We start from the raw sequence: 26,765 nt of genomic DNA on the forward strand, positions 1-26,765 counted from the left end.
GCTCATGAGCGGGCCTGCTCGAGGGTACGTAGCAGCTGCCGCGTCAAGCGGGCGGCCCACTGTGGGTTCAGGCGAATCGCCGAGGTACGGGGAAACTCCAGATCGTTGCGCGGCGGCGTGGCGAGCAGATCGTCAAGGATCATCGACAGGATCAGGCGCGTCTTGGCAATGGTCGGATGCTGGCGGGTATCGTGGTCCAGGCATCGTCGCCAGCGGTCCAGGGATAGCGGGACGAAGCTGCCCGGTTCGAGGTTGTCGGCCACCCAGCCACACAAGGTTCGCCAGTCCAGGGCACCGTGTGGATGGCACAGGTTCGAGGCTCGGCTCGTTGCGCTGGCGGGTACCTGGATCGCGAGTTGCGTCATGACCTGTGCGGCGACGTCGACAGGGGTCAGATTGACACTGCCCTCGAGGTCCGGCCAGCATCCGAGCAACATACAGGTGCCCAGTAGCAGGCACACATAGTCGCTGTCGTTGACAACGCTGTGCGCAACCTCGAGGGGCGCGGCGAGGTCGCCGCAACGGGCTATGGTGACGGGCAAGCCATGTTCACGAGCGGCGTTGAGTGCCATGGCTTCGGCGACTTGCTTGCTTTCCTCGTAGCCGGTCCGCGCGCTGCCACCGCCGGCGAGGGTGGACACCAGCAGCAGTGGCATCGCGCCGTCGAGGGCCAGTTGCACGATCTGAGCGGTGCCTTCGACGTTGCACGGCACCAGGTTGGCGTAGGGCTTGACCCAGTTGACTTCGGCGCCGGCGTGGACCACGCAATCGACGGTTTCGGTCAGGTGCCGATAGGTGTCCGCAGCAAGCCCCAGGTGCGCGGTGGTCAGGTCGCCACACTCCATCTGCAGTTTGCTCAGCCAGTCCAGGGGCACGCCAGGGGGGACCAGACCATGGCGGTGCAGGCTGTCCAGGCAACGTCGGCGTGCTTCTGCCAGGTCTGTGGCACGGACCAGGCAGATCACGTGCTCGACCTCGGGCTGACGGGCCAGGGTGGCCAGGATGAACGCACCGAAAAACCCCGTGGCGCCGGTCAGCAGGATGCGTTTGCGCGGTTTGGCTCGGTAGGCGTGGATAAGGTCTTCACCGCGCTGCGGCCCGGGGCTGAATGGGTAACGCGCTGCCTCCACAGCGACTTCGCGCAGGATCGATACCGCAGGCAACCCGGCCTGGGCGCGATCGATGGCCAACGCCATGCCCTGCAGTCGCGTGTCCCTGAGCAGGGCGGAGAGGGAGAGCTGCACATCGAAGCGGTTGTTGAGCTCGAGCAGCAATTCGCTCAGCTGCAGGCTGCCGCCGCGGTCAAAGAAATCATCGTCTTCGTGCAAGGCCGGAATGTCGTCGCCCAGAACCATGCGCCACACCGTTGATACCTGTGCCTGGGTGGCGGTCAGCGTTACCTGATCCTCAGGCAGTGGTACAGCCTGATCCAGGTGCGCTGCGCTCAACCGCTCACGCTTCTGATTGCGGCCAGCATCCAGGCTGGCCACTGCATAGTAGGCGCTGGGCACGGCGAAGAACGGCAGATTGAGAGCCGCCCAGGCGCGCAGGGCCGTGGCCGTGGGCAACTGCGCGGGGTCGGCGGGGACGACGTAGGCCAGCAATTGGCGGGCGGCACCCTCGTGACGACTGCCGATGTAGCTCTGGGCCACCAGCGGGTGGTTGTTCAGGACCTGCTCGACGTTTTCCGGATGCACCTTGTAGCCGCGTATCTTCAGATGAGCGCTGTCGCGCCCGAGCAGTTGCAGGCGACCGTTGCCCAGGCAGATCACCCGGTCGCCGCTGTCGAACAGCCTGCCGTTCACCGCGGCAGTGTCGGCTTGCCCGAGGTAGCCACTGAACAACCCTGGTGTGCGCAGGTGCAGTTGGCCTGCAACGCGGAGGGGGACCGCTTGCCCTTCCCGATCCAGCACCTGCGCTTGGACGCCTCTGATCAATTGCAGGGTGCCATCGTCGTGCTTGAGCGCAACGTCGCCGGCTTCGTTGGAACCGTACAGGTCGAGCAGGTGGCAGTCAGGCAGCAGCGCCTGCACCTGTGAGCGCAAGGCTGCCGACAGCTTCTCGCCGCTGCTCCAGAGGAGCCGCAGACCCGCACAGCAGGCGACGAAGCGAATCTCTTCGCGCACCAGCCCCTGCAACAACGATGGAGTGATCATGATCTGTTGCAGCTGGTTGTCGACGATGAAGTCCATCAGGCGGATCGGGTCCAGTACCACCTCATCGGCGATGATCACGGTGGTGCACCGGCTCAGCAGCGGGTAATACAGGTAGCTGGTCAGCCAGGCGTTGAAGCCCACTCGCTGCCCCGGCTGCAGATAGTTCTGCCACAGGTGCAGGGAGTCGAGCATGGCCGACGGTGACATCAGCGCCACCTTGGCCGGACCGCTGGTGCCCGAGGTCAGCAGGCCATAGGCGATGGCCGGGCGAGTGCGTGCCCACGGCGGACAGTCGGCAGGTACCTGGCGGGCGAACTGGCTTTCCAGCAAGTAGGGTTGTGCAGCTTCCAGCTGTCGTGCGCCATCGGCGTCGCACAGCACCAGGCACTCACCCAGGCGCTCCAGCAACTGCTGGCAGTGCTGAGCGCTGTACCAGGCGGGTATCTCGAGATATCGGCGTCCAGCCAGGGCGCAGGCGGTCATGGCGACGGCGGTGTGGATGTTCTTGCGCTTGAACAACACTGCCCAGGCATCAGGCGCCAGGCGCGCCTGCAGGACCCGCGCCAGCCGCTGCGCCTGGTCATGCAGTTGCTGCAGGGTCAGGCTGTCGCGCCCATCGCTGACGGCGATGTGATCCGGCTCGGCGGTCACGCTGGCGCTGAAGGTGTCCAGCCAGTCGGGTACGTCCGCCGCGCTTCGGTTGTAATGGTTGAAGGTGCCCCAGTCATCCAGACTGCGTTCGCGCAGGCGTTGCAGTTGCAGGGTGCAGGCCTGGGGAGCTGTCAACGACGAGGGTCCGGTTCGGCCCTGCGCATCCAGCATATGAAAGCCGGTTTCGGTCAACAGGCCGATCACGCACGACTGCGCCATCAGCTTGTCGATGGACGGCCGCTGCGCCGTGGCGCTCGCTTCTGTGCAGGCCAGCAGCAGCGGCTGGCCGACCAGCTCATGCAGCTCGGACGGCTGCCGGTTCTGTGTCCAGGTGGATGCCGAGGTGTCGAGGGCATGGCAGCTCACGTTGGGGAGTTGGGCCATGCTCCAGAGCAGATGGCTGAGGTCCTCGCTGCTGCTGTGCAGCAGAACGATATCCAGGTGCGCCGAAGGCGCGCGGTGCAGGCTGCGAAGCATTCCGGCGGTGCTGCCGGGTCGCTGCAGGCCGGCCAGCAGGGCGAAGAAGCGATAGGTCGGCTGGGCGCTGTCGGCGCATTCCCTGACCACAGCCGGGTAGGTTTGCTCAGGATGGTGCACCGCTGCGAAGCCGGTCGAGCGCTGCGCCTCTTCGTGCCAGCCCTTGAAAAACTGCCAGGCCGGTACCGTTCTGGCTTCCCAGTGCAGCATGGTCGGATTGAACGGTACGCCCATGAAGTCGCACAGGGTGCTCAATCCGCTCGCGCTGTCGTGCATCAAGTCCGAATCGCTTTCCAGGGCCAGCAGGCTCTGGGCCGGACACACTCGGTGGACACGCCAGTACAGCGCCAGCAGCTCCTCGAATCCCGACTCGTCGGGATCGAACCATGTGTCCTCGCCGTGAGTGCCGACGCGATACAGGGAGCGCATGACCGCCTCCGGCTCGCGGACCAGAAACACGTGCTTGAACTGCTGCAGCCAGTCGTCGCTGATCTGGGCGAAATCGCAGAACCAGGCGATTTCCTTGCTCAACAGCACCGACTTCCCGTCGGGCAATGGCGCCTGGGCCAGCGCTTGCAGAGCCTGACCATAGGTGGGCACAAGGTCTCGGGTGCCGGTCTTGCGGCGGGTGTCGAGTACGCTGCGATACTTTTCGGGCCAATGCTGCATCAGGAACGGTTCGCTCAGGCGTTCATGCAGGACGTGCACGGCGGGGTGTTCCATCACACAGCGTTCGAGTGCGGTAGAGCGACTCCGGGACACGGCCCAGATGATCACTCGCAGCGGTCGCATCAACATGTCCAGCTCCTTGGTCAACCACGCAGCACCCATACCCCGGATGCGGCAATCAGGCCCATGCCCACGATCATGGTGGTGTCGGGGACTTCATCGAACAGGGCAAAGCCCCAGAACATCGCAAACAGCAGATAGCTGTAATCGAACGTGCCCACAACCGTGCTCTGGCCTATCTGGTAGGCCTTGGCAACGCCCACGCTCATCAGCACCATCAGTACCGCGAGCACGCTCATCAGCCCCCATTGCGCCGTTCCCATCGGCGCCCAGTGCGGGGTCAGGAAGCCATCGTGCGACGGCTCCGGTGAGGGGCCCAGTAGTCGATGGCCCAGCAACACCACTGCGCCGACCAGGCACAGGCACAGGTTGAGACTGAGCGCTAGCGACAGTGCACCGCGGTCATGGCAGCGGGTGCGCGTCACCACTGCAGCCACGGCGTAGAGCAAGGCTGCCAGCACCGGTAACAACGTCATGACGGAAAAGTCGGCAGCCGTCGGGCGCAGGATCAGCAGCACGCCCAGGAAACCCAAGACGATGGCCATCCAGCGCCGTGGGCTTACCGGTTCGCGCAGCACCCACGCCGACAACAGCGCAATGAACAGCGGCGCGGTGTAAAGCGCCAGTGCGGCCAGGCTCAGGCTCACGTGCGGCAGTGCAGCGTAGAAGGCGATCCACATCAGGGAGAGGGCCGCACTGCGAAGCAATGTCCAGCGATCCCAGGTCAGGTGATGCCACGCGCCGCTGCGCTGCGAAAGGCCCAACCACAACAGGAGCAGGGCAATGGCGATCGCGGAACGAACGACGTACAGCTGCCATACCGTGAACTGGGCGCTGCCCAGCTTGATCAAGGCATCGGATGTCGCGACCAGGAATACCGAACCGGTGATCAGCCCCGCGCCTGCGCGTGTGTCGTGGAGGAGCCGTCGCTGTTCCATGCCGTGGTGAGTCCAGGCGGTGAGTCTTTGCATGATGCCCTAAAAGGTGACATGGTCTGTAACGACCATTTATTCGGCCAGGGCAACTTTAGGTTATGGAAAACCTCCGGCGTAAATTACCGCCACTTTCAAGTCTCATCCCGTTCGAGGCAGCCGCCAGGCTACAGAGTTTTTCCCGTGCGGCGGACGAGTTGCACCTTACCCAGACGGCCATCAGCCGCCAGATTCGTTCTCTCGAAGAGAACCTGGGTGTGCAGTTGTTCGATCGCAAGAGCCGTGGCGTTTTCCTTACCGACGCGGGTGAAAGCTATCGCCAGACGGTTGCCGCCGCCTTGCGGGATATTGCCCAACGTACCGAAGAGCTGCGTCAGCATCAGTCGTCGGCACGGGTCGTGGTGCTGTCGTCGCAATTGGTCGAGGCGTTCTACCTGTTCATGCCGGCGCTGGCGGGCTTTCATCAGAAGCATCCGCAGATCGAATTACGCCTGCATTCCACATTGGCCGCTATCGGTGACGAGCGCGAACGCTTCGATGTGGCGGTCCAGACCCTGGGCCGGGCCAGTGCCGATCACGTTCTGCTGTTCAGCGCACCCGACCAGGTGTTCCCGGTGTGCAGCCCGGCCTACTACGACCGCATCTGCAGACGCTTGACCCTGGAGGAGCTGCCCAACTGCCGTCTGCTGCACTACGAGCCCAGCAGACAGGACTTCGTGGGCTGGGACCAGTGGCTGGAACATGTCGGCGCGCCGTTTCGGGTTGGCCGCAAAGGCATGGGCTTCAACAGCTTTCCGGTCATGATGCAGGCGGCGCTGGAGGGTCACGGCGTGGCGCTGGGCTGGCAGATGACCACACGGCAGATGCTCGAGGACGGCAGGCTGGTACGCCTGTTCGACGAACGCCTGACCATGCCCGACGCCTTGGGTGTCTACAAGTGGCATGCCAATCCGCTCTCGCCGGCAGCCAGCCTTTTGGTGCAGTGGCTGCAACAGCTTTTGCTGGAGTCCAGGCCCAGTGTGGAACCCGTGCCGGCCTAAGGGTCACATCACCGCATCGCGCAGGGACAGGCAGGCGAGCAGCGACTGCACGCAGCTCGCGCAGCTCATGTTGGCGGTGGTGAGCCTGACCGGTGCTGCCAGGGGCGCTTCGTAGACGGCATCGAGACCGGTGAGGCCGCTCAAGGCGCCGCTGCGTGCCTGGCGATACAGCCCCTTGGGATCACGCGCTTCGGCGAGCGCCAAAGGTGTGTCGACGAAGACTTCGACGAAGGCATCGCTGCCGATGATCCGTTGCGCCAGCGCGCGGTGGACAAGGCGTGGCGAGATCAACGAGGCCAGGACGATACTGCCCTGGGTGCAGAACAGGCGGGCGACCTCAGCGGTTCGACGCACGTGTTCCAGGCGATCGCTGTCGCTCAAGCCAAGGTCTTGGCAGAGCCCGCGCCGCAGCTCGTCGCCATCGAGTACCACACACGCGTAGCCCAGTGCCTTGAGTTCCGCGTGCGTGGCCTGGGCGATGGTGGTCTTGCCGGCGGCGGGGATGCCGGTCAGCCACAGTACCGTAGGGCGCGTGCTGACCAGGCGCCGGTTTGGCAAGCGAAAGGTACCGTGGGGGGATCTAAGCATCGCGTGCTCCAGGATCGGCAAGTGCTGCCAGCACCCTTTTCTGGATGTCGTGTACGGCATGTTCGCTGAAACCGCTGCGCGGTGCATCCACCATCAACCGCCCCCCTGAGTAGCCCAGACTGTGCAGACCTTTCTGGACACTCTCGCACAAGGGCAGATCTTCTTCACGGACCACCGCGACGAAATCGATCACGGCCTGCTCTTGGGGATCGGGGTGCGGGCCTTGGGTGAACCATTGCACGCGCTGCTCACAGCGCTGCGGGCCTGTGGGTACGTGGTGCAACAGGTTCATGTAGCCGCCGGGATAGACTTCGATGCACAGGTTCGGCCATACGTACCAGGCACCGAACTCGCCCGTGCGCGGCGCGCCGGGGTTGGTTGCATAGCCTTGTCGTTCACCCTGGTCGGCGCTCAGGTGGGCATGGAAACCCGGATGCAGGTCGATACGGTAACTGCTCAGATCCAGTGTCTGTTGCGACAGGCTGGGGTGGCAGCCGGGGCAGTGATAGCACTCTGAATAGTTTTCCACCGAGACTTTCCAGTTCGCTTGCAGCGCATAAGTATGGCTGTAGCTGTGGTAGAGCGACTCCGGCGCAGGCGAGAAGCTGCGCAGTTGCGCTTCGAGCCCGGCGAGCTGGGTGGCCAATGGTGCGGCGTCGGGGTCCAGATTGACGAAGACCAGCCCGCACATCACCTCCAGGCGGACGCTGGCCAGGCGGGCACGTCCAGGTTCGAATCCCGCCACGTCGCAGCTGTGCCGAGCGCTCAGCAAGCTGCCTGCGTGATCGTAGCGCCAGGCATGGTAGGGGCAGGTGATTGCGCCACGCAGTTGCCCGCAGCCTTCGAGCAGACGATGGGCGCGGTGCTGGCAGACGTTGTGGAACGCCCTGAGTTGGCCGTCCTGGCAATGCAGCACCAGTACGCTCTGCTGGCCGATGTCGCAGACGATATAGCTGCCTTCGACCGCCAGCGCGGAAACATGGCAGGCGTACTGCCAGGTGCGATGGAAGATGGCTTGCAGTTCCTGACCGTAACGTGCGGCGTCGAAATAGAAAGCACCGGGGAGGTTGTAGGCGTGCTCCGCATCGGGATGAAAAGCGCCGACGTCGAGGCTCGTACAGAGGTGTTCTGCGACATATTCATTCATGGACAGCCACCGCATCGCCCAGGGCGTCCAGGCACAGGGTCAGGCCCAACCCCGGACTGTCATCCAGGTGCGCGATGCCGCGGTTCACGTTCACGCCGCCCTGCGCCGTGACGATGCTGTGATGGCGGCAGGCATTCCAGCTAGCGCGCAGGTATTGGTGGGGGGTGGCCATGGCCAGGTGCATGGCCGCAGTGTCGGCGATCTGGCTGCCGCCGACGTCTTCGATGTTCATCTGGATACCTTGCTGGATGCAGTAGTCGCGCAGATGCCGGGCCTTGGTCAGGCCGCCGACCCGGGCGATCTTCAAGCCGATGACCTGGGCGGTATTCAGGGAGCAGGCGCGGTACAGGTCGGCGGCACCGTGGATGCACTCGTCCAGGATCAACGGCTGGCGCGTCAGGTTGCGCACATGCTGGCACTGCTCCAGCGTCTCGCACGGCTGCTCGAAATGCACCTCGTAGTCCCTGACGGCGTTCATCACCGCCACGGCCTGAGCGGGCAGCCAGGCGCGATTGGCGTCGAAGGTCAGGTGGTCGCCGCGCATCCGTTCGGCCAACAAACCCTGGATCCGCGACAGGTCGGCCGTCACGCCCGAGCCGACCTTGCACGAATGGGTTCGGTAGCCTTCGGCATGGGCCAGGTGCATGTCGGCGACCATCTGCCGTGGCGTCGATGTGGGGATGCTGCTTTGCAAGGTCAGCTCGGTGTTCAGGCGTCCGCCGAGCAGCGCGTGTACCGGCAGGTTGCAGTAGTGTCCCAGAAGGTCCCAGCAGGCCATGTCCACGGCGGTCTTGACGTAGGGGTGGCCCGGCAGTGCCAGGTCCATGACCTGGTTGATCGCATTCAGGTTCAGCGGGTTGCAGCCCAGCAGATGGGGCGCCAGTTCGGCCAGTCCGGCGCGCACGCCGAGCGCGAAGGCGGGCAGGTAGGACGCGCCCCACGGGCAGCTTTCGCCGATCCCGGACAAGCCCTGGTCGGTCTCAATCACCACGATGGTGCTGTCCAGCGCGCTGTAGTGCAGGCGCCCGCCGGACAGCGAGTAGGGTTTGTCCAGCGGCAGGTCCACTTGGTAGATACGCAGGCGGCTGATTTTCATGAGGCCTGCCTCACAGGTTGGCAGGCGACCACGGCGTCGAGGTCCAAGGCGCGCAGGATGGGCAGATGCAGCGATTCCATCAGCCTTGGCAGATCCTGTAGCACCGCTCCATGAGGCACATAGCGGTCGCGATGGTCATCCACCCAGCTGGCGCCGCAACTGCGGCTGACCACCTGATCGAGCAAAGAGGGCTCCAGGCCCATGGCGCGTCCCAGTTGCAACGCTTCCTGCAGGATGGCGTGGTTGGTCCAGGCCATGACTTCCAGCAGGCACTGGGCATAGCGGCCGCACGCGGGATGGCTGAGCGGATAGCCGAAGCGCTCCGGCAGACTGGGCTTGCGGCGCCCGCGGGCGTCGACGTCGAAGGTATCGGGATGGCGATAGTTGCGGTCGGCGCCGTAGGGGGAGGGCGCTGTGAAGCCTTCGATCAGCAGGCGACGCTGGTTCTCTGCTTCCATCATGGCCACCACCTTGAGGTGGTTGGCACGGGCCGGATAAAGACCCCCGGCCTGGCGATAGCGCGCCTCGGTCAGCCGACCCAGTGGCAGGTCAACGCCGAGCTCATCGGCCAGGGCCACCGTCAGGGCCATGTCCTTGACGGTGATTTCCAGGGTACAGGAATGGTCGTAGCTGCCATCGAGCAGCATCGGCGTGACCTGGTCGACAACGAAGCAGTTGGCCCGCGACGTCTTCGCTACATTCCACAGCCAGCGCAGGTCCAGGCCCTGGTTCTGTGCCACCAGCAGCAACTCGCCCCACGCCAGTGTCGCGCAATAGAACAGCAGGTTGGTCAGCAGCTTGACCGACTGGCCCTGACCGATGGCGCCGACGTGGAAGCTGTATTGGCCCATCGCGTCCAGAACTCCACGGACTTTGTCGTAGGCCTTTTTTTCGCCGCCGACATAGAAGCAGACGTTGTTGAAGTCCACGCCCATGTGCGAGAGGTTGCTCACAGGGGCTTCCAGGCTCATGACGCCGCGCAGCGCGGCCACTCGGGCGATGTCCAGGGTGTTGTGGTAGTCGGTGGTCGAGGTGTCGATCCATACCACGTCCCTGGCGTCGTCGACGGGGGCCGCAAGGGCGCCGTCGCGGCCGATCATGGTTTCGCGCACATGCTCGGGCAGCGGCAGGCAGGTGATCAACACGTCGATGTCCTGCGCCGCAGCGGCGGGCGTGCCTGCCCACTGCGCGCCCTGGCCGCGAACCCAGCGTTCGCAGCCCGGGTCATGGTCATGGACGGTGACGCGGAATCCGGTTTCCAGCAGTGCACGAATGAACGGGCGGCCCATGTTGCCTGCCCCGATAAAGCCGATAGAAAGGGTCATCGAACGATTCCTTGTGTGTTCAAACCAGTTGGCGGGCCCTTCCAGCGCCCTGTTTGCGTACCCAGATCGAGTCGAAGTTATCCAGCATCACGTCGGCGGTGGAGAAGCTCTGCCCGCCGCCGATGGGCGAGATGCTCGCGTCGATGTCCGGATAGATGAAAAAGGCCAGGGACACCCGCGCGTCGGGCTGGCGATGCAGGACTTGATGAGCAGTACTGACCAGACGTCCATTGGTCCAGCGTTGCAGCAGATCACCCAGATTGACCAGCACGGCGCCTTCCAGGCACGGCACGTCGCGCCACTCACCGCGGGTATGGACGCGTAGCGAAGGCTGCGGCAGGGGTTGCTGGATCAGTACGGTGAGAAAGCCGTTGTCGGTGTGCTTGCCGGCCGTTCCCGAGTTGGCCGGGTAATAGGAGGCGCGCTGGATCAGCGTCGGTCGGCGAAAATGCGCGTCGAAGGCGTGCGGCGGTAGCGCCAGAGCGGTGGCGATCGCACGGCGCAGGTTCGGGAACAGGTGTTCCATGACCTCGTCCTGCAAAGCGTAGGCGCTGGCGTTGAGGTCCGGGGCGACATGCTTGTCGGGCAGTACGCTGGGGCCGCTGAAGGGGGCGCCACCGCACCGATCGATGCCCCAGTCCAGGTGCTGCTTGTTGTCCGGGCCCGCGTCGGGGTGCAGGGTTTCGCCGTAGGCTGCGACGTAACCGCGCGCAGTGCGCGGGTAGCCGAGCTGCCGATGGTGGCCGAAGCGCTGTTTGACCGACTCGGGCAGGGCGAAAAAGGCCTGAGCAGCGCTCAGGTATCGCTTGATCAGCTCGTCTGAAAGATCATGCTCCACCAGATAGAAAAAACCGTCATGCACACACGCGTCGTGCAACTGCGCAAGCGCCTCCGGTTTGCGTGCGATCAGTTGCGCGAGGGAAATGACCGGAAGCACCGGCGTGCCATTGACCCGGTTCATGCGACCTGCAACGCCAGGTAGTGCGCCCGTGCGTTTTGCAGGTAGCTGGCCGACAGTTTGGTTTGCAGCACGCTCAGCCCCTGCTCGTGCACCAGCGTCTGCAGCAAAGCCTCGAAGCCGTCCGTGGTGTAGTAGGCCTCGCGAATGCTCACCACCACCACACCACCGGGTCGAGTCATGGCGATCAGGTTGCGCAGTGCAGTGGCCGGCAAATGAGTGGGAATGAAGGCGCCGCAGCACACCACCGCGTCGAAGTTGCGGGGCAGATCATCCGGCAGTGGCTGGGTCAGGTCTGTGTTGGGGTACAACGTCTTGTACACCTGGCTGGCTTCGGCCTTGTCGATCATGATCTTGGACAGGTCGCAGCCGCTGATCAGGCGATAACCGCGTGCATGCAGGGTTCGCCCGACCAGACCGGTACCGCAGCAGGCATCGAAAATGTGACTGTCATGGCGCACACCTGTGAGCTGCGCCACGGCATCGAGCAGATCAACGATCATGGTCGGGCCGCAATAGGCCTCGGCTTCCACATCGGCATCGTAATGACGCGCCCAGTGATCGTAATAGTGCTTGAGAGTATCCGTGCTGTGGTGCGACAGCGCCTCAGCGATCGAGCGAGTGCTCGAGGTCCGCGGCGCAAGGTCCGAAGGGGTGAGGGTGGTGGCTTCATCCATGGTTTGAGTCTCGAAGGAAAACTGTTGGGCGGGGTAGCTGTCGTAAGAGTTAGCAGCGCCGCCGGACAGGGTCAATCGAGCTGGAGTGACGCCGGTTTGAAAGAAAATTTACGGCCGCAGCGGGGCCTCGCGGGGTTGCCGGCGGTTGTACCTGTGTCGGTGTCCAGCGCCTGCCTCTGGACCCCGAAAGCACGCCATGCTAGGGCTGTAAATTCCTTTACGGTCCGTCATCGCGCGCGCTCGCGAATGGTCGATGCATGATTTTTTCGCCGGGCATGCCGTCAATTTAATCGTGGCTCACAGAGCAGAATTCACGGCACTTTTCGGGATGACCACCGTCCTTTTTTGCGCTAGGCTCTGCGACGGCCCATGCTGCCTGCCGCTCGCTCCGCAAGGAAAGGTGAAAGCATCTTCGAGTACCGCCCTCATACCTCTCTTGATCGTCGAGGTCTGGCAACGCGAGCACCAGCATGCATCGACTCGGGAGTTGTCATGTTTTCAATCGAGCAAGCCAAGCAGATGGCCAAGACGTTGCGCGTCGGGCTGCAGGCGCAGGGTCATGAAGTGTCCCATTCCAGCGCCTTGGAGATGGTGGCCCGGCAACTGGGGCACAAGGACTGGAACACCGCGTCAGCCAGCCTGGCGCCCACCGCTTCTGCAATGATCGGCTTCGACCGGGCCATCCCCATCCTGCGAATTTTCGACGAAGCCAAGGCCCGCGAGTTCTACCTGGACTTTCTGGGCTTCGAGGTCGAGTTCGAGCACCGTTTCGAAGCTGATTTGCCTTTGTACCTGGGCGTGGCACGAGGGAGTCTGCACCTGCATCTATCCGAGCATCATGGCGATAGCTCGCCTGGCTCGACCGTGTTCGTGCCGATGCAGGGTGTGGAAGCGTTGCGCGACGAACTGCTGGCCAAGCGTTATGGCTATGGGCGCCCGCAGATCGTCGATCAGGGGTGGGGAAGGGTATTGGAAGTGTATGACCCGTTCGGCAACCGGATTCGCTTCTGCGAAGGGTGACAGCGGCCTGATCTAGGCCGTGATTTCGAGAAACCTGCGCACCCGTTCGGTATCAGGGTTGCTGAAGAACTTCGCCGGTGGGGCTTTTTCGATGATCCGGCCCTTGTCCAGAAACACCACTTGATCGGACACGGCGCGGGCGAACTCCATTTCGTGGGTGACCACGATCATGGTGTAGCCCTCGCTGGACAGGTTCTTCATCACCTGCAACACCTCGCCGACCCGCTCGGGGTCCAGCGCCGAGGTGGGCTCGTCGAACAGGATTACCTCCGGGCTCATGGCCAGCGCTCGGGCAATGGCCACCCGTTGCTTCTGACCGCCGGAAAGGGTGAAAGGGTAGGCCTCGTGCTTGTCGGCCAGGCCAACCTTCTCCAGCAGCTCCACGGCGATCGCACGCGCCTGATCCTTGGGCATGCGCTTGACGTAGATCGGTGACTCCATGACGTTCTGGATCACGTTCAGGTGCGGCCACAGGTTAAAGCCCTGAAACACCATGCCGGTACGGGCGCGCAGCGTGGCCAGCTCCTTGCTGGTCATCTTGCGGCGCGTCTGCTCATTGATGCCGATGCGCTGGCCAGCGATGTGGATGCTGCCCCGATCCGGCTCCTCCAGCCAATTGATGCAGCGCAGCATGGTCGACTTGCCGGAGCCCGAGGAGCCCAGCACGCTGACCACTTCGCCCTTGTTCACCACCAGATCGATGTCGCGCAACACCTCGACGCCGTCGAAACTCTTGGACAGCTTGCGGATACTGACCGCCGGGATGGCGATGCTGGGTTCAGACATGGTCGAATCCTCTTCTGGCGCCGAAACGGCCGGCGCGCTTGAGCGCCAGCTCCAGGCAGATGCTGATCAGCCAATACATCACGATCACCACCACGAACGCCTGGGTCGGGATGAAATAGGTGGACTGCACCGAGTTGGCGGCGGCAGTGAGTTCCTGCACAGTGATGATGGTCAGAAAGGCGGTGTCCTTCAGCGCAATGATCAACTGGTTGCCCAGCAAGGGACGGGTCTTGATCAGCAGTTGCGGCAGGGTGATGCGCAGGTACAGACGCAGCGGGGTGAAACCGTGCGCCTTGGCGGCTTCGATGTAACCTTCGGGCAATACCAGGCGGCTGCCGCGCAGGATCTCGGCGAAATACGCTGCGTGGTAGATCACCAGGGCCAGCAGGCCGGCGGTCCAGGCGCTCATGCGCAGACCCAGTTCCGGCAAGCCGTAATACAGCAGGTAGGCGAGAATCAGGAACGGCAGGGTGCGCATCAGGTTGATCCAACCGCGCACGACTATGGACAGCCGGTTGCGCTCCTCGAGCAGGAACACCCAGGCGCAGCCCAGTACGAAGGCGCAGATAATCGATAGCGCGAACAGCCCCAGAGTGGCCAGCAGGCCATCGAGGAACAGTGCCCGTGCCTCCCACAGAATGGTCCATTCAGTCATGTCGATAATTCCTCACATGGCCAGCCGATTGGCTTTTCGTTCCGCCAGCCCTTGCAGCTTGAGCAGTACGCCGATGATCAGCATGTACAGCACGGCGGCGGCGAGGATGGGCGGCAGCGGATCGTAGGTCACCGCCGAGATGCGGTTGGTGACACGGGTCAGGTCGACGATGCCGATCACGGCCACGGCCGGACTGCCCTTGATCAGAAACGACATCTCGTTGACCAGGCCGGGCAGGCTGGTGGTGATCATTTGCGGCAACATGATGCGGCGAAAGAACACCCCACCGGTCATGCCGCAGGCCAGCGCGGCCTCGCGCTGGTCGCGGGAGAAACTGAGGAAGGCGGCACGCCAGATTTCCGCATTGAATGCGGCGGTGTTCAGGGTCATGGCGACGATGGCGGCCGTGTTGCGGTTCATGTTGATGCCGAACACCGGCGCCGAGAGGAACAGAAACAGTACCAGGGTCACCAGCGGTGTGGCCCTGGCCAGGCTGATATAGAGCACCAGCAGTTGTTCGACGAACGGGACCTTGGCCAAGCGGATCAGGGCGATGACCAGACCCAGGACGACACCGATGCCGATGGCGATGCCGCACAGCCACAGGGTGGTCCAGGCACCTTCGAGCAAGAGTAGCCAGGCTTGTGTGTTCATGGCAGGCATCCTTGGCTGGGGTTTTTGTGTTGTATGTCTTGGCCTCTTCGCGGGCAGATGGCTCGCCGCCCGCCCCGCTCCCACAGGGCTACACCGCTCATCACCCATCCGTGTGGGAGCGGGTTCTACCCGCGAAGAGGCCCGCACTGACACAACCCGATCATTCAGGCGATCACTTCATCCCCGCCAACGTGTGGAACTGCTCGACGTTGGTGATCGGCTCCTTGGGCATGTCCGGGAAGGCTTCGCCGAACCACTTGGTCTGCAACGCGGCCAGACGCCCGTTGGCGCGGATCTGGTCCATGAAGCCGCTGAGGAACGTGAGCAGCTCCGGGCTGTTCTTCGGCACGGGCCAGGCGGCGAAGCCGGCGCCCGACACGGCAATGCCCTTGGCGAAGGTGTCGCCGCGGGTCTTGACCAGGTCGTTCACCGAGATCAGCGCGTTCACGGCGTAGTCCAGGCGACCGTTGGCCAAATCGGCGTAGATTTCCGGGTACGACGGATACTCCACCACCTTACCCATCTCGCAACCCTTGTCCTTCATCATTTTCTTGAGCTCGGGCAGGCGTGCCAGCAGTGCGCTGCCGGCCTGCACGCCGACGGTCTTGCCGCACAGGCTGGCGATATCGCTGAGGCGCTTGTCATCGGCACGCTTGACGTAGAAGTGCTGGGCGGACGCGAAAGGCGGGGCGAAGTTGAACACGCGCAGACGCTCATCGGTGACCAGGGCGCCGGTGAAGGCCACGTCGTACTGACCGGAAGAAACCGACGCGAGCAGCCCGGTCCAGGGCAGGATGTCCTGCTTGACGTCGACGTTCTGGGTTTTTGCGTAGGCCTTGAGGTCCTCCAGCAGCTCCTTGTGGAAGCCTTCGGGTTTGCCATCGACGATGTAGTTGAACGGTGCGTAGTCATCCTCGGTGGCGACACTCAGGAAACCTTTGCTCTTCACCTCGGCAAGGTCGGCGTGGGCGCCGAACGAGGCCGAGAGTACCAGCGTGGCCAGGCTCAACGTGCGCAGCAGGCCCAGGGATGTGCCGGTCATCGAACGCTTGCGGGGTTGCTTCATGGATGCTGCTCCCGAGGGTTGAAATAGGCCTGATCGTTTCGCTGAACGAAGGCGTTCAGTGGCATGGCCCCAACCTTAGTGAGGCGTCTGCGCACAGCGATAGGGGCAGTTGGGCACATTCGACTGGCCAGTTGCGTGCGCGAAAAAGCATGGCGCGCTATTTGCAAAGTCCATCGATCGGCACGGGTGCCACAGGTTGGCTCGTCCTGGAAACCGGGCGGGTTCAGGACAGGTGAAAGCGCAACGACGCGGATCAATCCGCGGCGGGCCATCGCGGAGCGAGAGCATGATCGATCACGTGTTTTACCTGGATTTCGACCAGCAGCGCGGCTTGCAGGAGCAACTGCGCGAATCTCTGGTGTCGGCGATTCTGGGCGGAGGGTTTCCACCCGATGAGCCCTTGCCGTCGTGCCGCAAGCTGTCCCAGCAATTGAACATCTCGCGCAATACCGTGGCACTGGTGTACGAGAGCCTGCTGGATAACGGCTATCTGGTGAGCCGTCCCCGCAGTGGTTACTACCTGCATGCCGACTACTGCGGCGGCGATGCGCGCAACGCCTGGCCGTCGTTCAGCCGTCACCGTCCGGTCGGCTACAGCGATACCTGCGATGCGGAGCGCGCTCCGGATTGGGCCGGGCGCCTGAAGATGCTCCCCAGTTTGAAGCACGGCGTCTTGCGGCCCGGTGACTGGAGTGGCTTCAGCTACCCGTTCATCTACGGGCAGCCCATACGGGACTTGTTCCCGTTGGAACGCTGGCGCGAAGTGTCGCGCAACACCCTGCGCAGTGAACGCGATCAAGGCTGGTTGTGCGATCGTTTCGACCGCGACGATCAGATGCTCATCGAACAGCTGCGCACCCGCGTGCTGCCCAAGCGGGGCATCTGGGCCAGCTCCGACGAAATCCTGCTGACCCTGGGCTCGCAGAACGCGCTGTACCTGCTGGCTACATTGCTGATGACGCATGGCGTCAAGGTGGCCATCGAGAACCCCGGTTTTCGCGACGCCCTGAGCATCTTCGAATTGCAAGGCGCTCACGTGCACAAGCAGGACATCGACGCTCAAGGGCTGGTGGTGGATGCTCGCCTGGACGACTGTGACTACCTCTATGTGACGCCGGGCCATCAGGTGCCCACCGGCATTGCCATGAGTGCCGCACGACGGACCCGTCTGCTGCAGCATATTCGCCAGCACGACCAGATCCTCATCGAGGACGACTACGACGCCGAACTCAACCTGGACCATCATCCGCAGCCCGCGCTCAAGGCCAGCGACAGCAGTGGGCGGGTGATCTACCTGAGCAGCTTGTCGAAAGCGTTTTCACCGGGGCTGCGCCTGGGTTACATGGTGGCCGATGCCGAACTGATCAGCGAGCTGCGGGCCCTGCGCCGCTTGATGTACCGGCACCCACCGTTGAACAACCAGCGCATGCTGGCCGAGTTTCTCGCTCAAGGTCACTACGATGCGCACCTGCGCCGCTTTCGCGAGGAACATGGGCGGCGACGGGCCTCGATGCAGGACGCTGTGAGCCGATGTCTGAGCAGTTGCCAGCATCTGGGCAGCGACAGTTCCAGCGCATTCTGGCTCAAGGCACCGGCCGGCGTGGATACCCAGAAACTGGCGTGGGCGGCGGCGCAGAAGAGCATTCTGATCGAATCCGGAGCGCAGTTCTTCTTCAACCCCGCACCGCCCGGGAATTTCATGCGGCTGGGGTTTCATGCCATCGATGCCGACAAGATCCGGCCAGGGATAGAGCAGTTGGCCGGGGTGCTGGAGGGGGTGTGAGGGGCTTGGGTTTTGTGGTGCTTGTGCTGGCCTCTTCGCGGGCAGAGCCCGCTCCCACATAAAATCCGGTCCATTGTGGGAGCGGGGCGGGCGGTGAGCTCTCTGCCCGCGAAGAGGCCAGCCCATTCACCCCGAATACCTGCCCGAAAACTCACCGATCACCTCATCGAAAATCCCCAGCGCTTCCTCCACCTGGGCGGCATTGACGATGCACGGCGGCACCACGTGCAAGCGGTTCTCGACGATGAAAGTCAGCAATCCGCGCGCCTGAAATGCCGCTTTCATCTGGCCCATCACCGGAGCGGCCAGCGGCGTCTTGAGTTTTCTGTCGCTGATGAACTCCAGCGCCCAGAACAGGCCGATCCCGCGGGCCTCGCCGATCAACGGGTACTTCGCCGCCAGCGCCCGCAAGCCAGGCCCCAGCACTTCATGGCCGATCTGCCGGGCGTTGTCGACGATGCCTTCCTCGGCCATCACATCCAGCGTCGCCACAATGGCCGCCATGGCCAGCGGATGCCCGGAATAGGTCAGGCCGCCGGGGAAGAAATGGTTATCGAAATACTCGGCAATGGGTTTGGAAATCATCACCCCACCGGCGGGCACGTAGCCGGAGTTGACCCCTTTGGCGAAGCAGATCAGGTCCGGCACGATGTCGAAATGGTCCAGTGCCAGCCAGCTGCCGGTGCGCCCGAAACCGGCCATCACTTCATCGAGAATCACCAGAATGCCGTACTCGTCGGCCAACGCGCGCACGCCGGCCAGGTAGCCCTTGGGCGGCACCAGGATGCCGGCCGTGCCGGGTACGCTTTCCAGCAGGATGGCCGCAATGGCAGCCGGGCCTTCGCATTCGATGACCCGGCGCAGGTGCTGCAGTGCGCGTTCACATTCTTCCTGCTCGTTGGTGGCATGAAACTCGGTGCGAAACAGGTACGGATTGAAGAAATGCACATGGCCGCGGGCGAATTCATTGGGCACTCGCCGTGGATCGCCCGTGGCGACGATGGCCGCGCCGGTGCTGCCATGGTAGGAGCGGTAGGCGGAAAGAATCTTGTCGCGCCCGGTGAATAGCCGCGCCATGCGCATGGCGTTCTCGTTGGCGTCCGCGCCGGCATTGGTGAAGAACACTTTGCTGAAGTGGCTCGGCGCCCGCGCCAGGATGCGTTTGGCCGCCTCACCGCGCATCAGGTTGGCCGTGGCCGGAGCCACCGTGACCAGGCTGCTGGCCTGCTCGACGATGGCCGCGATGACTTTCGGATGCTGATGGCCGATGTTGGTGTTGACCAACTGACTGCTGAAGTCCAGATACTCGCGCCCCTCGTAGTCCCATAACGTGCAGCCCTGCCCGCCGGCGATCACCAGCGGATTCAGCGCGCCCTGGGTCGACCAGGAATGGAACACGAATTCACGGTCCAGGGCGTACACGTAGTCGTTGGAAACGGGCGTGCTCATGGGCTACCTCTGCAGGATCGTAGTCAGCCAAGGCTGGTGGCGGGGCCGTGAGCGCACGGCGGTGGCTCACGATAGGAACAAACGCTGCCGCGCTCGTAGGGCCAGATGGGCTGAAATAGTGGGTCAGGCAGTTCGACTGGCCCAGGCAAACCGCGTAACTGTCCCTTGGCCCGCGGCTGGTTTTGGCTACGCTTGGCAGTCTCTCTCCAGCTTTTTCAGGACCCCTGACCATGGCTCACAGTTTCGATATCCACCCTGCTGTCAGCCCTATGACGCGTACAGCCAGTCTCGACAGCCCCGAGATCCGTCAGGCGCGCACCGACTTGGCGGCCTGTTTTCGCATGGCGGCGAAACTGGGTATGGCCGAGGGGATCTGCAACCACTTTTCCTTTGTGCTGCCCGGCCATCCGCAGTTGTTTCTGGTGAACCCGTTCGGTCTGGCGTTCGCCGAAGTCACCGCGTCCTCGTTGCTGATCTGCGATTTTCAGGGGCGGGTCCTGGCCGGTGAAGGCCAGCCAGAGGCGACGGCGTTTTTCATCCACGCCCAGTTGCATCGCCTCAACCCGCGCGCCACCGCCGCGTTCCATACCCATATGCCCAACGCCACGGCGCTGTGCATGCTCGAAGGCGACCCCTTCGTGTGGGCCGGGCAAACAGCGTTGAAGTTCTATGAGCGGATGGTGGTGGACGAGCACTACAACGGCCTGGCCCTGGACGATGCCGAGGGCGAGCGCATTTCGCGCGCGGCCGGTGAGGCGGATATCGTCATGCTCAAGAATCACGGCCCGCTGGTGCTTGGCCCCAGCATCGCCGAAGCGTGGGATGACCTGTACTACCTGGAGCGCGCCGCCGAAGTGCAACTCAAGGCCATGGCCAGCGGCCGCCCGCTCAAGCCTGTGCCCCACGGCATCGCCAGCGCCGCGTGCCGGCAGATGCTGGTCGGCAATGCCGAAAGCGCGCGTCTGCATCTGGAAAGTGTCAAGCGTGGTCTGGCCGGCACCGGCTACGACCTGTAGGCGCTGCAAGTTACCGTGAAGAGGCGGGATTCGATGGCGACCCGAAGGACGCTTTCGCGGCCGATGACCGCTCCTACAGGGGTGTACAGTGTTTCGTAGGAGCGGTCTGTGGCCGCGAAACAGGCGCTGCGCAGTTTCTTGCGGGCATTAAAAAGCCGGCTTATGGCCGGCTTCTCGTCGACGATCTTGCCTTACTTTTGGTAAGCCGCAACCGCCTGCAAACTGTTGACCAGCCTGAGCTGATGAGGGCCAAAGAATACGCACGGGCGGGTGCCTGTGCAAATCTCTTTTTCCCCTCAAGGCCAAATGCCTTTGCTGCGCCCATGAAAAACCCCGGCCTTGGCCGGGGTTTTCGGTACAGCGACGGATCAGCCTTTGTACGCGGCGACCGACTTGGTGATTTCGGCGCGGGCGGCGTCTGCGTCGCCCCAGCCTTCGATCTTCACCCATTTGCCTTTCTCGAGATCCTTGTAGTTCTCGAAGAAGTGCTTGATCTGCTCCAGCAGCAGGGCTGGCAGGTCGGTGTATTCCTTGACGTCCACATACAGCTGCGACAGCTTGTCGTGCGGTACGGCGATGACCTTGGCGTCGCCGCCGCCGTCGTCGGTCATGTGCAGGATGCCGACCGGACGGGCGCGGATGACCGAGCCTGGTGCAACCGGGTAAGGGGTGACGACCAGCACGTCGAGGGGGTCGCCATCATCGGCCAGGGTGTTGGGGATGAAGCCGTAGTTGGCCGGGTAGAACATCGGCGTGGCCATGAAACGATCGACGAACAGGGTGTCGCTGTCCTTGTCGATTTCGTATTTGATCGGCGCGTGGTTGGCCGGAATCTCGATGGCGACGTAGATGTCGTTCGGCAGGTCTTTGCCAGCCGGAATCTTGCTGTAGCTCATTGGGCGTTGCCCCCGTGGTTTGGGCCAGTCTGAAGGCCGTGCAGGCCGAAAATGTGGGCGCGATTATAGGCACATTGTAGGAACGCATGCCACACGCGCCGCGGTCCGGCCCCAGTCGTCTGCAGCGCCTGCCGACGCGGCTTGCGGCGCTGCTACGGGGGACCGTGTTCATCCGCGCAATGCAGGCCATCGGTAACCTATCGCATTTCCCAACGCCGCGTTTGCCGGCAATCACCTTCCCTGTAGCAGCGGCGCAAGCCGCGTCCGGGCGTTACGCAGGTCGGGGGAGGGCCGCGAGCCGTTCGAGCGGATCCTGGCGATAAAACAGGCGCAACTGCTCGTAGACCTGCGGATAGGCCTCGTGCAGCAAATCCGGCGCGGCGAAGAAATACTCGCTGGTGACGGCGAAGAACTCCGCCGGGTTTTCCGCCGCATAGGGGTCGATGGCCGTTTCCGCATCCGGATCGGCATCGAGCTGGCGATTGAGATCGTCGTAGGCGTGCTGCATGGCGCTGGCCCAGCCGCTCACACGCATGTCCCCGTGCAGCGGCGGCAGGCCGTTGGCGTCGCCGTTGAGCATGTCGAGCTTGTGCGCCAGTTCGTGGATGACCAGGTTGTAGCCGTCCCAGCCACCGCTGGTCATCACCCCCGACCAGGCAAGGATGACCGGCCCCTGTTGCCAGGCCTCGCCACTGTGCTCGCCGTCCCACTGGTGCTCCACGCCGCTGGGATCGCGGTAACGCTGCGGGCTGACGAAATCGTCGGCGTACAGGACGATTTCGTGAAAGCCCTGATACCAGTCCAGATCGCCCAATTGCAGCAACGGTAACTGCGCCTGTGCCGCAAGGTGAAGGCGGGCGCGATCGTCGAGTTCGACACCGGGCAGACACGTCAGAGCCTTGGCCTGCAGGAACAGCACGCAGGCCTCGCGCAGGTGCTGGTCCTGCTGTGCATCGAGGCCATCGAGAATCGGCAGGTCTTCACGCACCGTTTGCCACAGTGCGTCATCGATACGGTGGCGGTCCAGAATTCGCTGGCGCCGCCAGGCCTTGTACGACCACATGATTTCAGCGCGACGGGGCAGGGCCGCCCATACGGCTGCGCACCAGGCCGATGATCATCGGCAGCAGCGAAATCAGGATGATCGCGACGATCAGCAGGGTCAGGTTCTGTTTGATGAACGGCATGTTGCCGAAGAAGTAGCCCAGGGTCACCAGGCCGCAGACCCACAACACCGTGCCCAGCACACTGAAGCCCAGGAAGCGCGGGTAGTGCATCTTGCCGACACCGGCCACGAACGGGGCGAAGGTGCGCAGGATCGGCAGGAACCGCGCCAGGGTCACGGTCTTGCCGCCGTGGCGGGCATAGAAGGCGTGGGTCTGATCCAGATAGTCGCGACGGAAGATCTTCGAGTCCGGGTTGCTGAACAGCTTGTCGCCCACGGTACGCCCGACGATGTAGTTGGTGCTGTCGCCCAGGATGGCGGCGGTCATCAGCAGGCCCGCGAGCAGGAACGGGTCCATGCCGCCACCGGCCGCCACGGCACCGGCGATGAACAACAGCGAGTCACCGGGCAGGAAAGGCATCACCACCAGGCCTGTTTCGCAGAAGATCACCAGGAACAGGATCGCGTAGACCCAGGTGCCGTACTGGGTCACCAGCATGTTGAGGTACACATCCAGGTGCAGGATGAGGTCGATGAAGCTGAATTCCATGGCGGGTACCTGTGCTGATTCGATCTTTGAGAATCCGCGCAGTATACCGATGGGTGAAGCAGGTTTGTTGGCCGGTTTGCCAGGCACAGGCAACCGACCGGCGGTCGCATGTTGGCGCAGTGAAACCATCAGGGTCGGTAGAGCAGGCCAGGGTCGGCAGAACAGGCGGGGGACGCCGAGACATCCCCCGCTGCCACGGGGTTAGAAGAAGCCCAGTGGATTGATGTCGTAGCTGACCAGCAGGTTCTTGGTCTGCTGGTAATGGTCGAGCATCATCTTGTGGGTCTCGCGGCCCACGCCGGATTTCTTGTAGCCACCGAACGCGGCATGCGCCGGGTACAGGTGGTAGCAGTTGGTCCAGACCCGTCCGGCCTTGATTCCGCGGCCCATGCGCCAGGCACGGTTGATGTCGCGGGTCCAGACCCCGGCACCCAGGCCGAACTCGGTGTCGTTGGCGATGGCCAGGGCTTCGGCTTCGTCCTTGAAGGTGGTGATGCTGACCACCGGGCCGAAGATTTCCTCCTGGAACACGCGCATCTTGTTCGTGCCTTTGAGCAGGGTCGGCTGGATGTAGTAGCCGGTTGACAGGTCACCTTCTAGCTTCTGCACCTGGCCGCCGGTGAGCAGTTCGGCGCCTTCACCCTTGGCGATTTCCAGGTAGGAGAGAATCTTGTCGAACTGCTGCTCCGACGCCTGGGCGCCGACCATGGTGTCGGTGTCCAGCGGATCGCCGCGCTTGATCTGCTCGACCTTCTTCATGACTTCCTTCATGAAAGCCGGGTAGATGGATTCCTGCACCAGCGCGCGGGAAGGGCAGGTGCACACCTCGCCCTGGTTGAAGAAGGCCAGCACCAGGCCTTCGGCGGCTTTCTCGATGAAGGTCTGCTCGGCCTGCATGATGTCTTCGAAAAAGATGTTCGGCGATTTGCCGCCCAGCTCCACCGTCGAGGGAATGATGTTCTCGGCAGCGCATTTCATGATGTGCGAGCCCACCGGTGTCGAGCCGGTGAAGGCAATCTTGGCGATGCGCTTGCTGGTGGCCAGCGCTTCGCCGGCCTCCTTGCCGAAACCCTGGACCACGTTGAGCACGCCCGGCGGCAGCAGGTCACCGATCAACTCCATCAGTACCGTGATGCCCAGCGGCGTCTGTTCGGCCGGCTTGAGCACCACGCAGTTGCCGGCGGCCAGTGCCGGGGCGAGCTTCCAGGCGGCCATCAGGATCGGGAAGTTCCAGGGAATGATCTGCCCGACCACGCCCAGCGGCTCGTGGATATGGTAGGCGACGGTGTTGCCATCGATTTCGGCGGCGCTGCCTTCCTGGGCCCGCAGGCAACCGGCGAAGTAGCGGAAATGATCGGCCGCCAGCGGAATGTCGGCGTTCAGGGTTTCGCGAATGGCCTTGCCGTTGTCCCAGGTTTCGGTGATGGCCAAGGTTTCCAGATTCTGTTCGATACGGTCGGCGATCTTCAGCAGGATCAGCGAGCGAGCCTGTACCGACGTCGTGCCCCACGCCTCGGCGGCGGCATGGGCGGCGTCCAGCGCCTTGTCGATGTCGCGGGCATTGGAACGGGGGAATTCGGCGATGGGCTTGCCGTTGACGGGTGAGGTGGTGGTGAAGTAGTTGCCGTCCACCGGCGCGACGAATTCGCCGCCAATATAGTTGCCGTACTTGGCCTTGAACTCGACCTTGGCGCCTTCGGTGCCCGGGTGTGCGTAACGCATGGGGAGTCTCCTGCTGTTGTGGTTCTGTGGAGGACGCGCGGTAGCGCCCCTTAAGCGTAGAACAAAGCCGGGCAGGGCGCCTTGAAACCACTGCAGGGCGGCAGGCCGGAGGCGGGTGATCGCCAATCAAAGGATGCGATTTTTCCTACCCTACGCTACCCTGCCTCGACGTTTTACGAGGCCAACCATGCACATTCACATTCTCGGTATCTGCGGCACCTTCATGGGCTCTCTGGCGGTGCTCGCCAAGGAACTGGGCCACCGTGTCACGGGGTCGGACGCCAACGTCTATCCGCCCATGAGCACCCAGCTGCAGGCTCAGGGCATCGAGTTGACCCAAGGCTACGACGCCGCTCAGCTGGAGCCTGCACCCGATCTGGTGGTGATCGGCAATGCCCTGTCGCGCGGCAACCCAGCGGTCGAATACGTGCTGAACAAAGGCCTGCCCTACGTTTCCGGCCCCCAATGGCTGGCCGACCATGTGCTGCAGGGGCGCTGGGTGCTGGCCGTTGCCGGCACCCACGGCAAGACCACCACCAGCAGCATGCTGGCCTGGGTGCTGGAGCATGCCGGCATGGCGCCGGGCTTCCTGATCGGCGGCGTGCCACAGAATTTCGCGGTGTCCGCCCGCCTGGGGCAGACGCCGTTCTTCGTGGTCGAGGCAGACGAATACGACAGCGCGTTTTTCGACAAGCGCTCCAAGTTCGTCCACTACCGCCCGCGGACCACGATCCTCAACAACCTGGAATTCGATCACGCTGACATCTTCCCCGACCTGGCGGCTATCGAGCGTCAGTTCCATCACCTCATCCGCACGGTGCCCAGCGAAGGCCTGGTCATCCACCCCACCACCGAGCCGGCTTTGAGTCGCGTGATTGAGATGGGTTGCTGGACACCGGTGCAGACCACGGGCGAGAGCGGCCAATGGCAGGCGAATCTGCTCAGCGCCGATGGCTCGCGCTTCGAGGTGTCGTTCGAGGGTGTGGTGCAGGGCACGGTGGATTGGCCGCTGACCGGCCAGCACAACGTGGCCAATGCCTTGGCAACCCTGGCCGCCGCCCGCCACGTCGGCGTGGTTGCGCCGCTGGGTATCGAGGCGCTGTGCGCGTTCAAGAGCGTCAAGCGGCGTATGGAATGGGTCGCCGAAGTGCAGGGCGTTACTCTCTACGACGATTTCGCACACCACCCCACGGCCATCGCCACGACGCTGGACGGCCTGCGCAAGCGCATTGGTGATGCAGCATTGATCGCCGTGATCGAACCGCGTTCCAACTCCATGAGGCTTGGCGCCCACCGCGACGGCCTGCCCGAGAGCGTCCGCGACGCCGATCAGGTGATCTGGTACGCGCCCCCCAATCTGGGCTGGGACCTGGCCGCGACGGCGGCGCAGTGCCCGGTCCCGGCGGTCGTGGCCGATTCGCTGGAAGCCATCATCGAGCGGGTCAAGGGCCAGGCTCGGCCCGGCACCCATGTGGTGATCATGAGCAACGGCGGCTTCGGCGGCCTGCATCTGAAACTGGCGGAGGCGCTTAAATGAGCGGTCCGCAGCGCATCACCCTGGCCATGACCGGCGCCTCGGGCGCGCAGTATGGCTTGCGCCTGCTCGACTGCCTGGTGCGTGAGGACCGCGAGGTGCATTTCCTCATCTCCAAGGCCGCGCAACTGGTGCTGGCTACCGAGACCGACGTCACCCTGCCGGCCAAACCGCAGGCCATGCAGGCTTTTCTCAACGAGTACACCGGAGCGTCCGCCGGGCAGATCCGCGTGTATGGCAAGGAAGACTGGATGTCGCCGGTGGCCTCGGGTTCCGGTGCGCCCAGTGCGATGGTGGTGGTGCCGTGCTCGACGGGAACGCTGTCGGCCATTGCCACCGGCGCCTGCAACAACCTCATCGAGCGCGCCGCCGACGTCACCCTCAAGGAGCGTCGGCAGTTGATTCTGGTGCCGCGGGAAGCACCGTTCTCGACCATTCACCTGGAAAACATGCTCAAGCTGTCGCAGATGGGCGCGGTGATCCTGCCGGCGGCACCGGGTTTCTATCACCAGCCGCAGACCATCGACGACCTGATCGACTTCGTCGTCGCGCGCGTGCTGAATCTGCTCGATATTCCTCAGGACATGCTGCCGCGTTGGGGCGAGCACCACCACGGCAGCGACGACTGAGGCG

Annotated in this window: 23 protein-coding genes; 6 read left to right on the forward strand and 17 right to left on the reverse strand. The window is 63.5% G+C overall.

From position 1 onward, the window contains the following. Window positions 1-2: 2 nt before the first annotated feature. Window positions 3-4,082 carry an SDR family oxidoreductase gene (locus ABMD26_RS14265; protein ID WP_167649372.1) on the reverse strand — a complete coding sequence of 1,360 codons (4,080 nt, stop codon included), beginning with the start codon at window positions 4,080-4,082 and terminating at the stop codon, window positions 3-5. Between the two features lie 14 nt (window positions 4,083-4,096). After that, window positions 4,097-5,044: a DMT family transporter gene (locus ABMD26_RS14270; RefSeq protein WP_354310343.1), complete on the reverse strand. Its 948-nt coding sequence runs from the start codon at window positions 5,042-5,044 to the stop codon at window positions 4,097-4,099. 62 nt (window positions 5,045-5,106) lie between these two features. Here ABMD26_RS14270 and ABMD26_RS14275 point away from each other — a divergent pair, with 62 nt between their 5' ends. After that, window positions 5,107-6,045, forward strand: coding sequence for a LysR substrate-binding domain-containing protein (locus ABMD26_RS14275; protein WP_354310345.1), 939 nt, complete (start codon window positions 5,107-5,109; stop codon window positions 6,043-6,045). Window positions 6,046-6,048: 3 nt separating this feature from the next. Here ABMD26_RS14275 and cysC read toward each other — a convergent pair whose 3' ends face one another. From cysC to ABMD26_RS14305, 6 genes are read right to left on the reverse strand one after another with little or no spacing between them, the layout of a single operon-like run. Then, on the reverse strand, window positions 6,049-6,633 hold the full coding sequence (gene cysC / locus ABMD26_RS14280; protein ID WP_354310347.1) for an adenylyl-sulfate kinase: 585 nt from the start codon (window positions 6,631-6,633) through the stop codon (window positions 6,049-6,051). Beyond that, window positions 6,626-7,780 (reverse strand): aromatic ring-hydroxylating oxygenase subunit alpha, encoded by a 1,155-nt coding sequence (locus tag ABMD26_RS14285; RefSeq protein ID WP_354310349.1) that lies wholly within the window; start codon window positions 7,778-7,780, stop codon window positions 6,626-6,628. The genes cysC and ABMD26_RS14285 overlap by 8 nt, the downstream gene beginning before the upstream one ends. Next, window positions 7,773-8,876 carry a mandelate racemase/muconate lactonizing enzyme family protein gene (locus tag ABMD26_RS14290; RefSeq protein ID WP_134723814.1) on the reverse strand — a complete coding sequence of 368 codons (1,104 nt, stop codon included), beginning with the start codon at window positions 8,874-8,876 and terminating at the stop codon, window positions 7,773-7,775. The genes ABMD26_RS14285 and ABMD26_RS14290 overlap by 8 nt, the downstream gene beginning before the upstream one ends. Beyond that, complete coding sequence (locus ABMD26_RS14295; RefSeq protein WP_320523176.1) at window positions 8,873-10,201, reverse strand: NAD(P)-dependent oxidoreductase; 1,329 nt, start codon at window positions 10,199-10,201, stop codon at window positions 8,873-8,875. The genes ABMD26_RS14290 and ABMD26_RS14295 overlap by 4 nt, the downstream gene beginning before the upstream one ends. A 19-nt stretch (window positions 10,202-10,220) precedes the next feature. After that, on the reverse strand, window positions 10,221-11,162 hold the full coding sequence (locus tag ABMD26_RS14300) for an isopenicillin N synthase family dioxygenase (protein ID WP_354310352.1): 942 nt from the start codon (window positions 11,160-11,162) through the stop codon (window positions 10,221-10,223). Next, complete coding sequence (locus tag ABMD26_RS14305; RefSeq protein ID WP_134723811.1) at window positions 11,159-11,836, reverse strand: class I SAM-dependent DNA methyltransferase; 678 nt, start codon at window positions 11,834-11,836, stop codon at window positions 11,159-11,161. Before ABMD26_RS14305 ends, ABMD26_RS14300 begins: the two co-directional genes overlap by 4 nt. A 492-nt stretch (window positions 11,837-12,328) precedes the next feature. On the opposite strand from ABMD26_RS14305, the gene ABMD26_RS14310 reads away from it, so the two are divergent. Then, window positions 12,329-12,856 (forward strand): glyoxalase superfamily protein, encoded by a 528-nt coding sequence (locus ABMD26_RS14310; RefSeq protein ID WP_134723810.1) that lies wholly within the window; start codon window positions 12,329-12,331, stop codon window positions 12,854-12,856. A gap of 12 nt (window positions 12,857-12,868) precedes the next feature. Here ABMD26_RS14310 and ABMD26_RS14315 read toward each other — a convergent pair whose 3' ends face one another. The 4 genes from ABMD26_RS14315 to ABMD26_RS14330 form a co-directional block, all read right to left on the reverse strand. Further along, window positions 12,869-13,642, reverse strand: a complete 774-nt coding sequence (locus ABMD26_RS14315; RefSeq protein ID WP_134723809.1) for an amino acid ABC transporter ATP-binding protein — start codon at window positions 13,640-13,642, stop codon at window positions 12,869-12,871. Beyond that, complete coding sequence (locus ABMD26_RS14320; RefSeq protein ID WP_056843985.1) at window positions 13,635-14,297, reverse strand: amino acid ABC transporter permease; 663 nt, start codon at window positions 14,295-14,297, stop codon at window positions 13,635-13,637. Before ABMD26_RS14320 ends, ABMD26_RS14315 begins: the two co-directional genes overlap by 8 nt. A 12-nt stretch (window positions 14,298-14,309) precedes the next feature. Next, window positions 14,310-14,951 (reverse strand): amino acid ABC transporter permease, encoded by a 642-nt coding sequence (locus ABMD26_RS14325; protein ID WP_043192613.1) that lies wholly within the window; start codon window positions 14,949-14,951, stop codon window positions 14,310-14,312. 172 nt (window positions 14,952-15,123) lie between these two features. Continuing rightward, entirely contained in the window at window positions 15,124-16,017 is an 894-nt protein-coding gene (locus ABMD26_RS14330) for a transporter substrate-binding domain-containing protein (RefSeq protein ID WP_240050172.1), read from the reverse strand. Between the two features lie 286 nt (window positions 16,018-16,303). Here ABMD26_RS14330 and pdxR point away from each other — a divergent pair, with 286 nt between their 5' ends. Continuing rightward, complete coding sequence (gene pdxR, locus ABMD26_RS14335) at window positions 16,304-17,800, forward strand: MocR-like pyridoxine biosynthesis transcription factor PdxR (protein ID WP_134723808.1); 1,497 nt, start codon at window positions 16,304-16,306, stop codon at window positions 17,798-17,800. Between the two features lie 126 nt (window positions 17,801-17,926). Here the strand turns inward: pdxR and ABMD26_RS14340 are convergent, their stop codons facing one another. Continuing rightward, complete coding sequence (locus ABMD26_RS14340; protein WP_354310357.1) at window positions 17,927-19,249, reverse strand: aspartate aminotransferase family protein; 1,323 nt, start codon at window positions 19,247-19,249, stop codon at window positions 17,927-17,929. 230 nt (window positions 19,250-19,479) lie between these two features. On the opposite strand from ABMD26_RS14340, the gene ABMD26_RS14345 reads away from it, so the two are divergent. After that, entirely contained in the window at window positions 19,480-20,265 is a 786-nt protein-coding gene (locus ABMD26_RS14345) for an aldolase (RefSeq protein WP_354310359.1), read from the forward strand. A gap of 368 nt (window positions 20,266-20,633) precedes the next feature. Here the strand turns inward: ABMD26_RS14345 and ppa are convergent, their stop codons facing one another. The 4 genes from ppa to exaC all read right to left on the reverse strand — a co-directional run bounded on the left by ppa (window position 20,634) and on the right by exaC (window position 24,598). Continuing rightward, a complete protein-coding gene (gene ppa, locus ABMD26_RS14350) occupies window positions 20,634-21,161 on the reverse strand; it encodes an inorganic diphosphatase (RefSeq protein ID WP_354310361.1) in 528 nt (175 codons plus the stop codon). A gap of 271 nt (window positions 21,162-21,432) precedes the next feature. Beyond that, window positions 21,433-22,224 (reverse strand): M90 family metallopeptidase, encoded by a 792-nt coding sequence (locus tag ABMD26_RS14355; protein ID WP_320523169.1) that lies wholly within the window; start codon window positions 22,222-22,224, stop codon window positions 21,433-21,435. A gap of 4 nt (window positions 22,225-22,228) precedes the next feature. Further along, the gene (locus ABMD26_RS14360; RefSeq protein WP_049860825.1) at window positions 22,229-22,876 is read right to left on the reverse strand and encodes a DedA family protein; all 648 of its coding nucleotides are present in this window, start codon (window positions 22,874-22,876) and stop codon (window positions 22,229-22,231) included. 201 nt (window positions 22,877-23,077) lie between these two features. Then, window positions 23,078-24,598, reverse strand: a complete 1,521-nt coding sequence (gene exaC, locus ABMD26_RS14365; RefSeq protein WP_049860826.1) for an acetaldehyde dehydrogenase ExaC — start codon at window positions 24,596-24,598, stop codon at window positions 23,078-23,080. A 187-nt stretch (window positions 24,599-24,785) separates the two neighbouring features. On the opposite strand from exaC, the gene mpl reads away from it, so the two are divergent. Both mpl and ubiX read left to right on the forward strand, forming a co-directional pair. Next, on the forward strand, window positions 24,786-26,135 hold the full coding sequence (gene mpl, locus ABMD26_RS14370) for a UDP-N-acetylmuramate:L-alanyl-gamma-D-glutamyl-meso-diaminopimelate ligase (protein WP_354310364.1): 1,350 nt from the start codon (window positions 24,786-24,788) through the stop codon (window positions 26,133-26,135). After that, window positions 26,132-26,761: a flavin prenyltransferase UbiX gene (gene ubiX / locus ABMD26_RS14375; RefSeq protein ID WP_043192628.1), complete on the forward strand. Its 630-nt coding sequence runs from the start codon at window positions 26,132-26,134 to the stop codon at window positions 26,759-26,761. Before mpl ends, ubiX begins: the two co-directional genes overlap by 4 nt. Window positions 26,762-26,765: the final 4 nt, after the last annotated feature.

It is taken from the genome of Pseudomonas sp. PvP001, assembly GCF_040546375.1.
Lineage (GTDB): Bacteria > Pseudomonadota > Gammaproteobacteria > Pseudomonadales > Pseudomonadaceae > Aquipseudomonas > Aquipseudomonas coleopterorum.

What these genes read in the sequence shown, in the direction of transcription:
- ABMD26_RS14265 (WP_167649372.1), bottom strand. Translation starts at nt 4,082, where the DNA reads ATGTTGATGCGACCGCTGCGAGTGATCATCTGGGCCGTGTCCCGGAGT.
- ABMD26_RS14270 (WP_354310343.1), bottom strand. Translation starts at nt 5,044, where the DNA reads ATGCAAAGACTCACCGCCTGGACTCACCACGGCATGGAACAGCGACGG.
- ABMD26_RS14275 (WP_354310345.1), top strand. Translation starts at nt 5,107, where the DNA reads ATGGAAAACCTCCGGCGTAAATTACCGCCACTTTCAAGTCTCATCCCG.
- cysC (WP_354310347.1), bottom strand. Translation starts at nt 6,633, where the DNA reads ATGCTTAGATCCCCCCACGGTACCTTTCGCTTGCCAAACCGGCGCCTG.
- ABMD26_RS14285 (WP_354310349.1), bottom strand. Translation starts at nt 7,780, where the DNA reads ATGAATGAATATGTCGCAGAACACCTCTGTACGAGCCTCGACGTCGGC.
- ABMD26_RS14290 (WP_134723814.1), bottom strand. Translation starts at nt 8,876, where the DNA reads ATGAAAATCAGCCGCCTGCGTATCTACCAAGTGGACCTGCCGCTGGAC.
- ABMD26_RS14295 (WP_320523176.1), bottom strand. Translation starts at nt 10,201, where the DNA reads ATGACCCTTTCTATCGGCTTTATCGGGGCAGGCAACATGGGCCGCCCG.
- ABMD26_RS14300 (WP_354310352.1), bottom strand. Translation starts at nt 11,162, where the DNA reads ATGAACCGGGTCAATGGCACGCCGGTGCTTCCGGTCATTTCCCTCGCG.
- ABMD26_RS14305 (WP_134723811.1), bottom strand. Translation starts at nt 11,836, where the DNA reads ATGGATGAAGCCACCACCCTCACCCCTTCGGACCTTGCGCCGCGGACC.
- ABMD26_RS14310 (WP_134723810.1), top strand. Translation starts at nt 12,329, where the DNA reads ATGTTTTCAATCGAGCAAGCCAAGCAGATGGCCAAGACGTTGCGCGTC.
- ABMD26_RS14315 (WP_134723809.1), bottom strand. Translation starts at nt 13,642, where the DNA reads ATGTCTGAACCCAGCATCGCCATCCCGGCGGTCAGTATCCGCAAGCTG.
- ABMD26_RS14320 (WP_056843985.1), bottom strand. Translation starts at nt 14,297, where the DNA reads ATGACTGAATGGACCATTCTGTGGGAGGCACGGGCACTGTTCCTCGAT.
- ABMD26_RS14325 (WP_043192613.1), bottom strand. Translation starts at nt 14,951, where the DNA reads ATGAACACACAAGCCTGGCTACTCTTGCTCGAAGGTGCCTGGACCACC.
- ABMD26_RS14330 (WP_240050172.1), bottom strand. Translation starts at nt 16,017, where the DNA reads ATGAAGCAACCCCGCAAGCGTTCGATGACCGGCACATCCCTGGGCCTG.
- pdxR (WP_134723808.1), top strand. Translation starts at nt 16,304, where the DNA reads ATGATCGATCACGTGTTTTACCTGGATTTCGACCAGCAGCGCGGCTTG.
- ABMD26_RS14340 (WP_354310357.1), bottom strand. Translation starts at nt 19,249, where the DNA reads ATGAGCACGCCCGTTTCCAACGACTACGTGTACGCCCTGGACCGTGAA.
- ABMD26_RS14345 (WP_354310359.1), top strand. Translation starts at nt 19,480, where the DNA reads ATGGCTCACAGTTTCGATATCCACCCTGCTGTCAGCCCTATGACGCGT.
- ppa (WP_354310361.1), bottom strand. Translation starts at nt 21,161, where the DNA reads ATGAGCTACAGCAAGATTCCGGCTGGCAAAGACCTGCCGAACGACATC.
- ABMD26_RS14355 (WP_320523169.1), bottom strand. Translation starts at nt 22,224, where the DNA reads ATGTGGTCGTACAAGGCCTGGCGGCGCCAGCGAATTCTGGACCGCCAC.
- ABMD26_RS14360 (WP_049860825.1), bottom strand. Translation starts at nt 22,876, where the DNA reads ATGGAATTCAGCTTCATCGACCTCATCCTGCACCTGGATGTGTACCTC.
- exaC (WP_049860826.1), bottom strand. Translation starts at nt 24,598, where the DNA reads ATGCGTTACGCACACCCGGGCACCGAAGGCGCCAAGGTCGAGTTCAAG.
- mpl (WP_354310364.1), top strand. Translation starts at nt 24,786, where the DNA reads ATGCACATTCACATTCTCGGTATCTGCGGCACCTTCATGGGCTCTCTG.
- ubiX (WP_043192628.1), top strand. Translation starts at nt 26,132, where the DNA reads ATGAGCGGTCCGCAGCGCATCACCCTGGCCATGACCGGCGCCTCGGGC.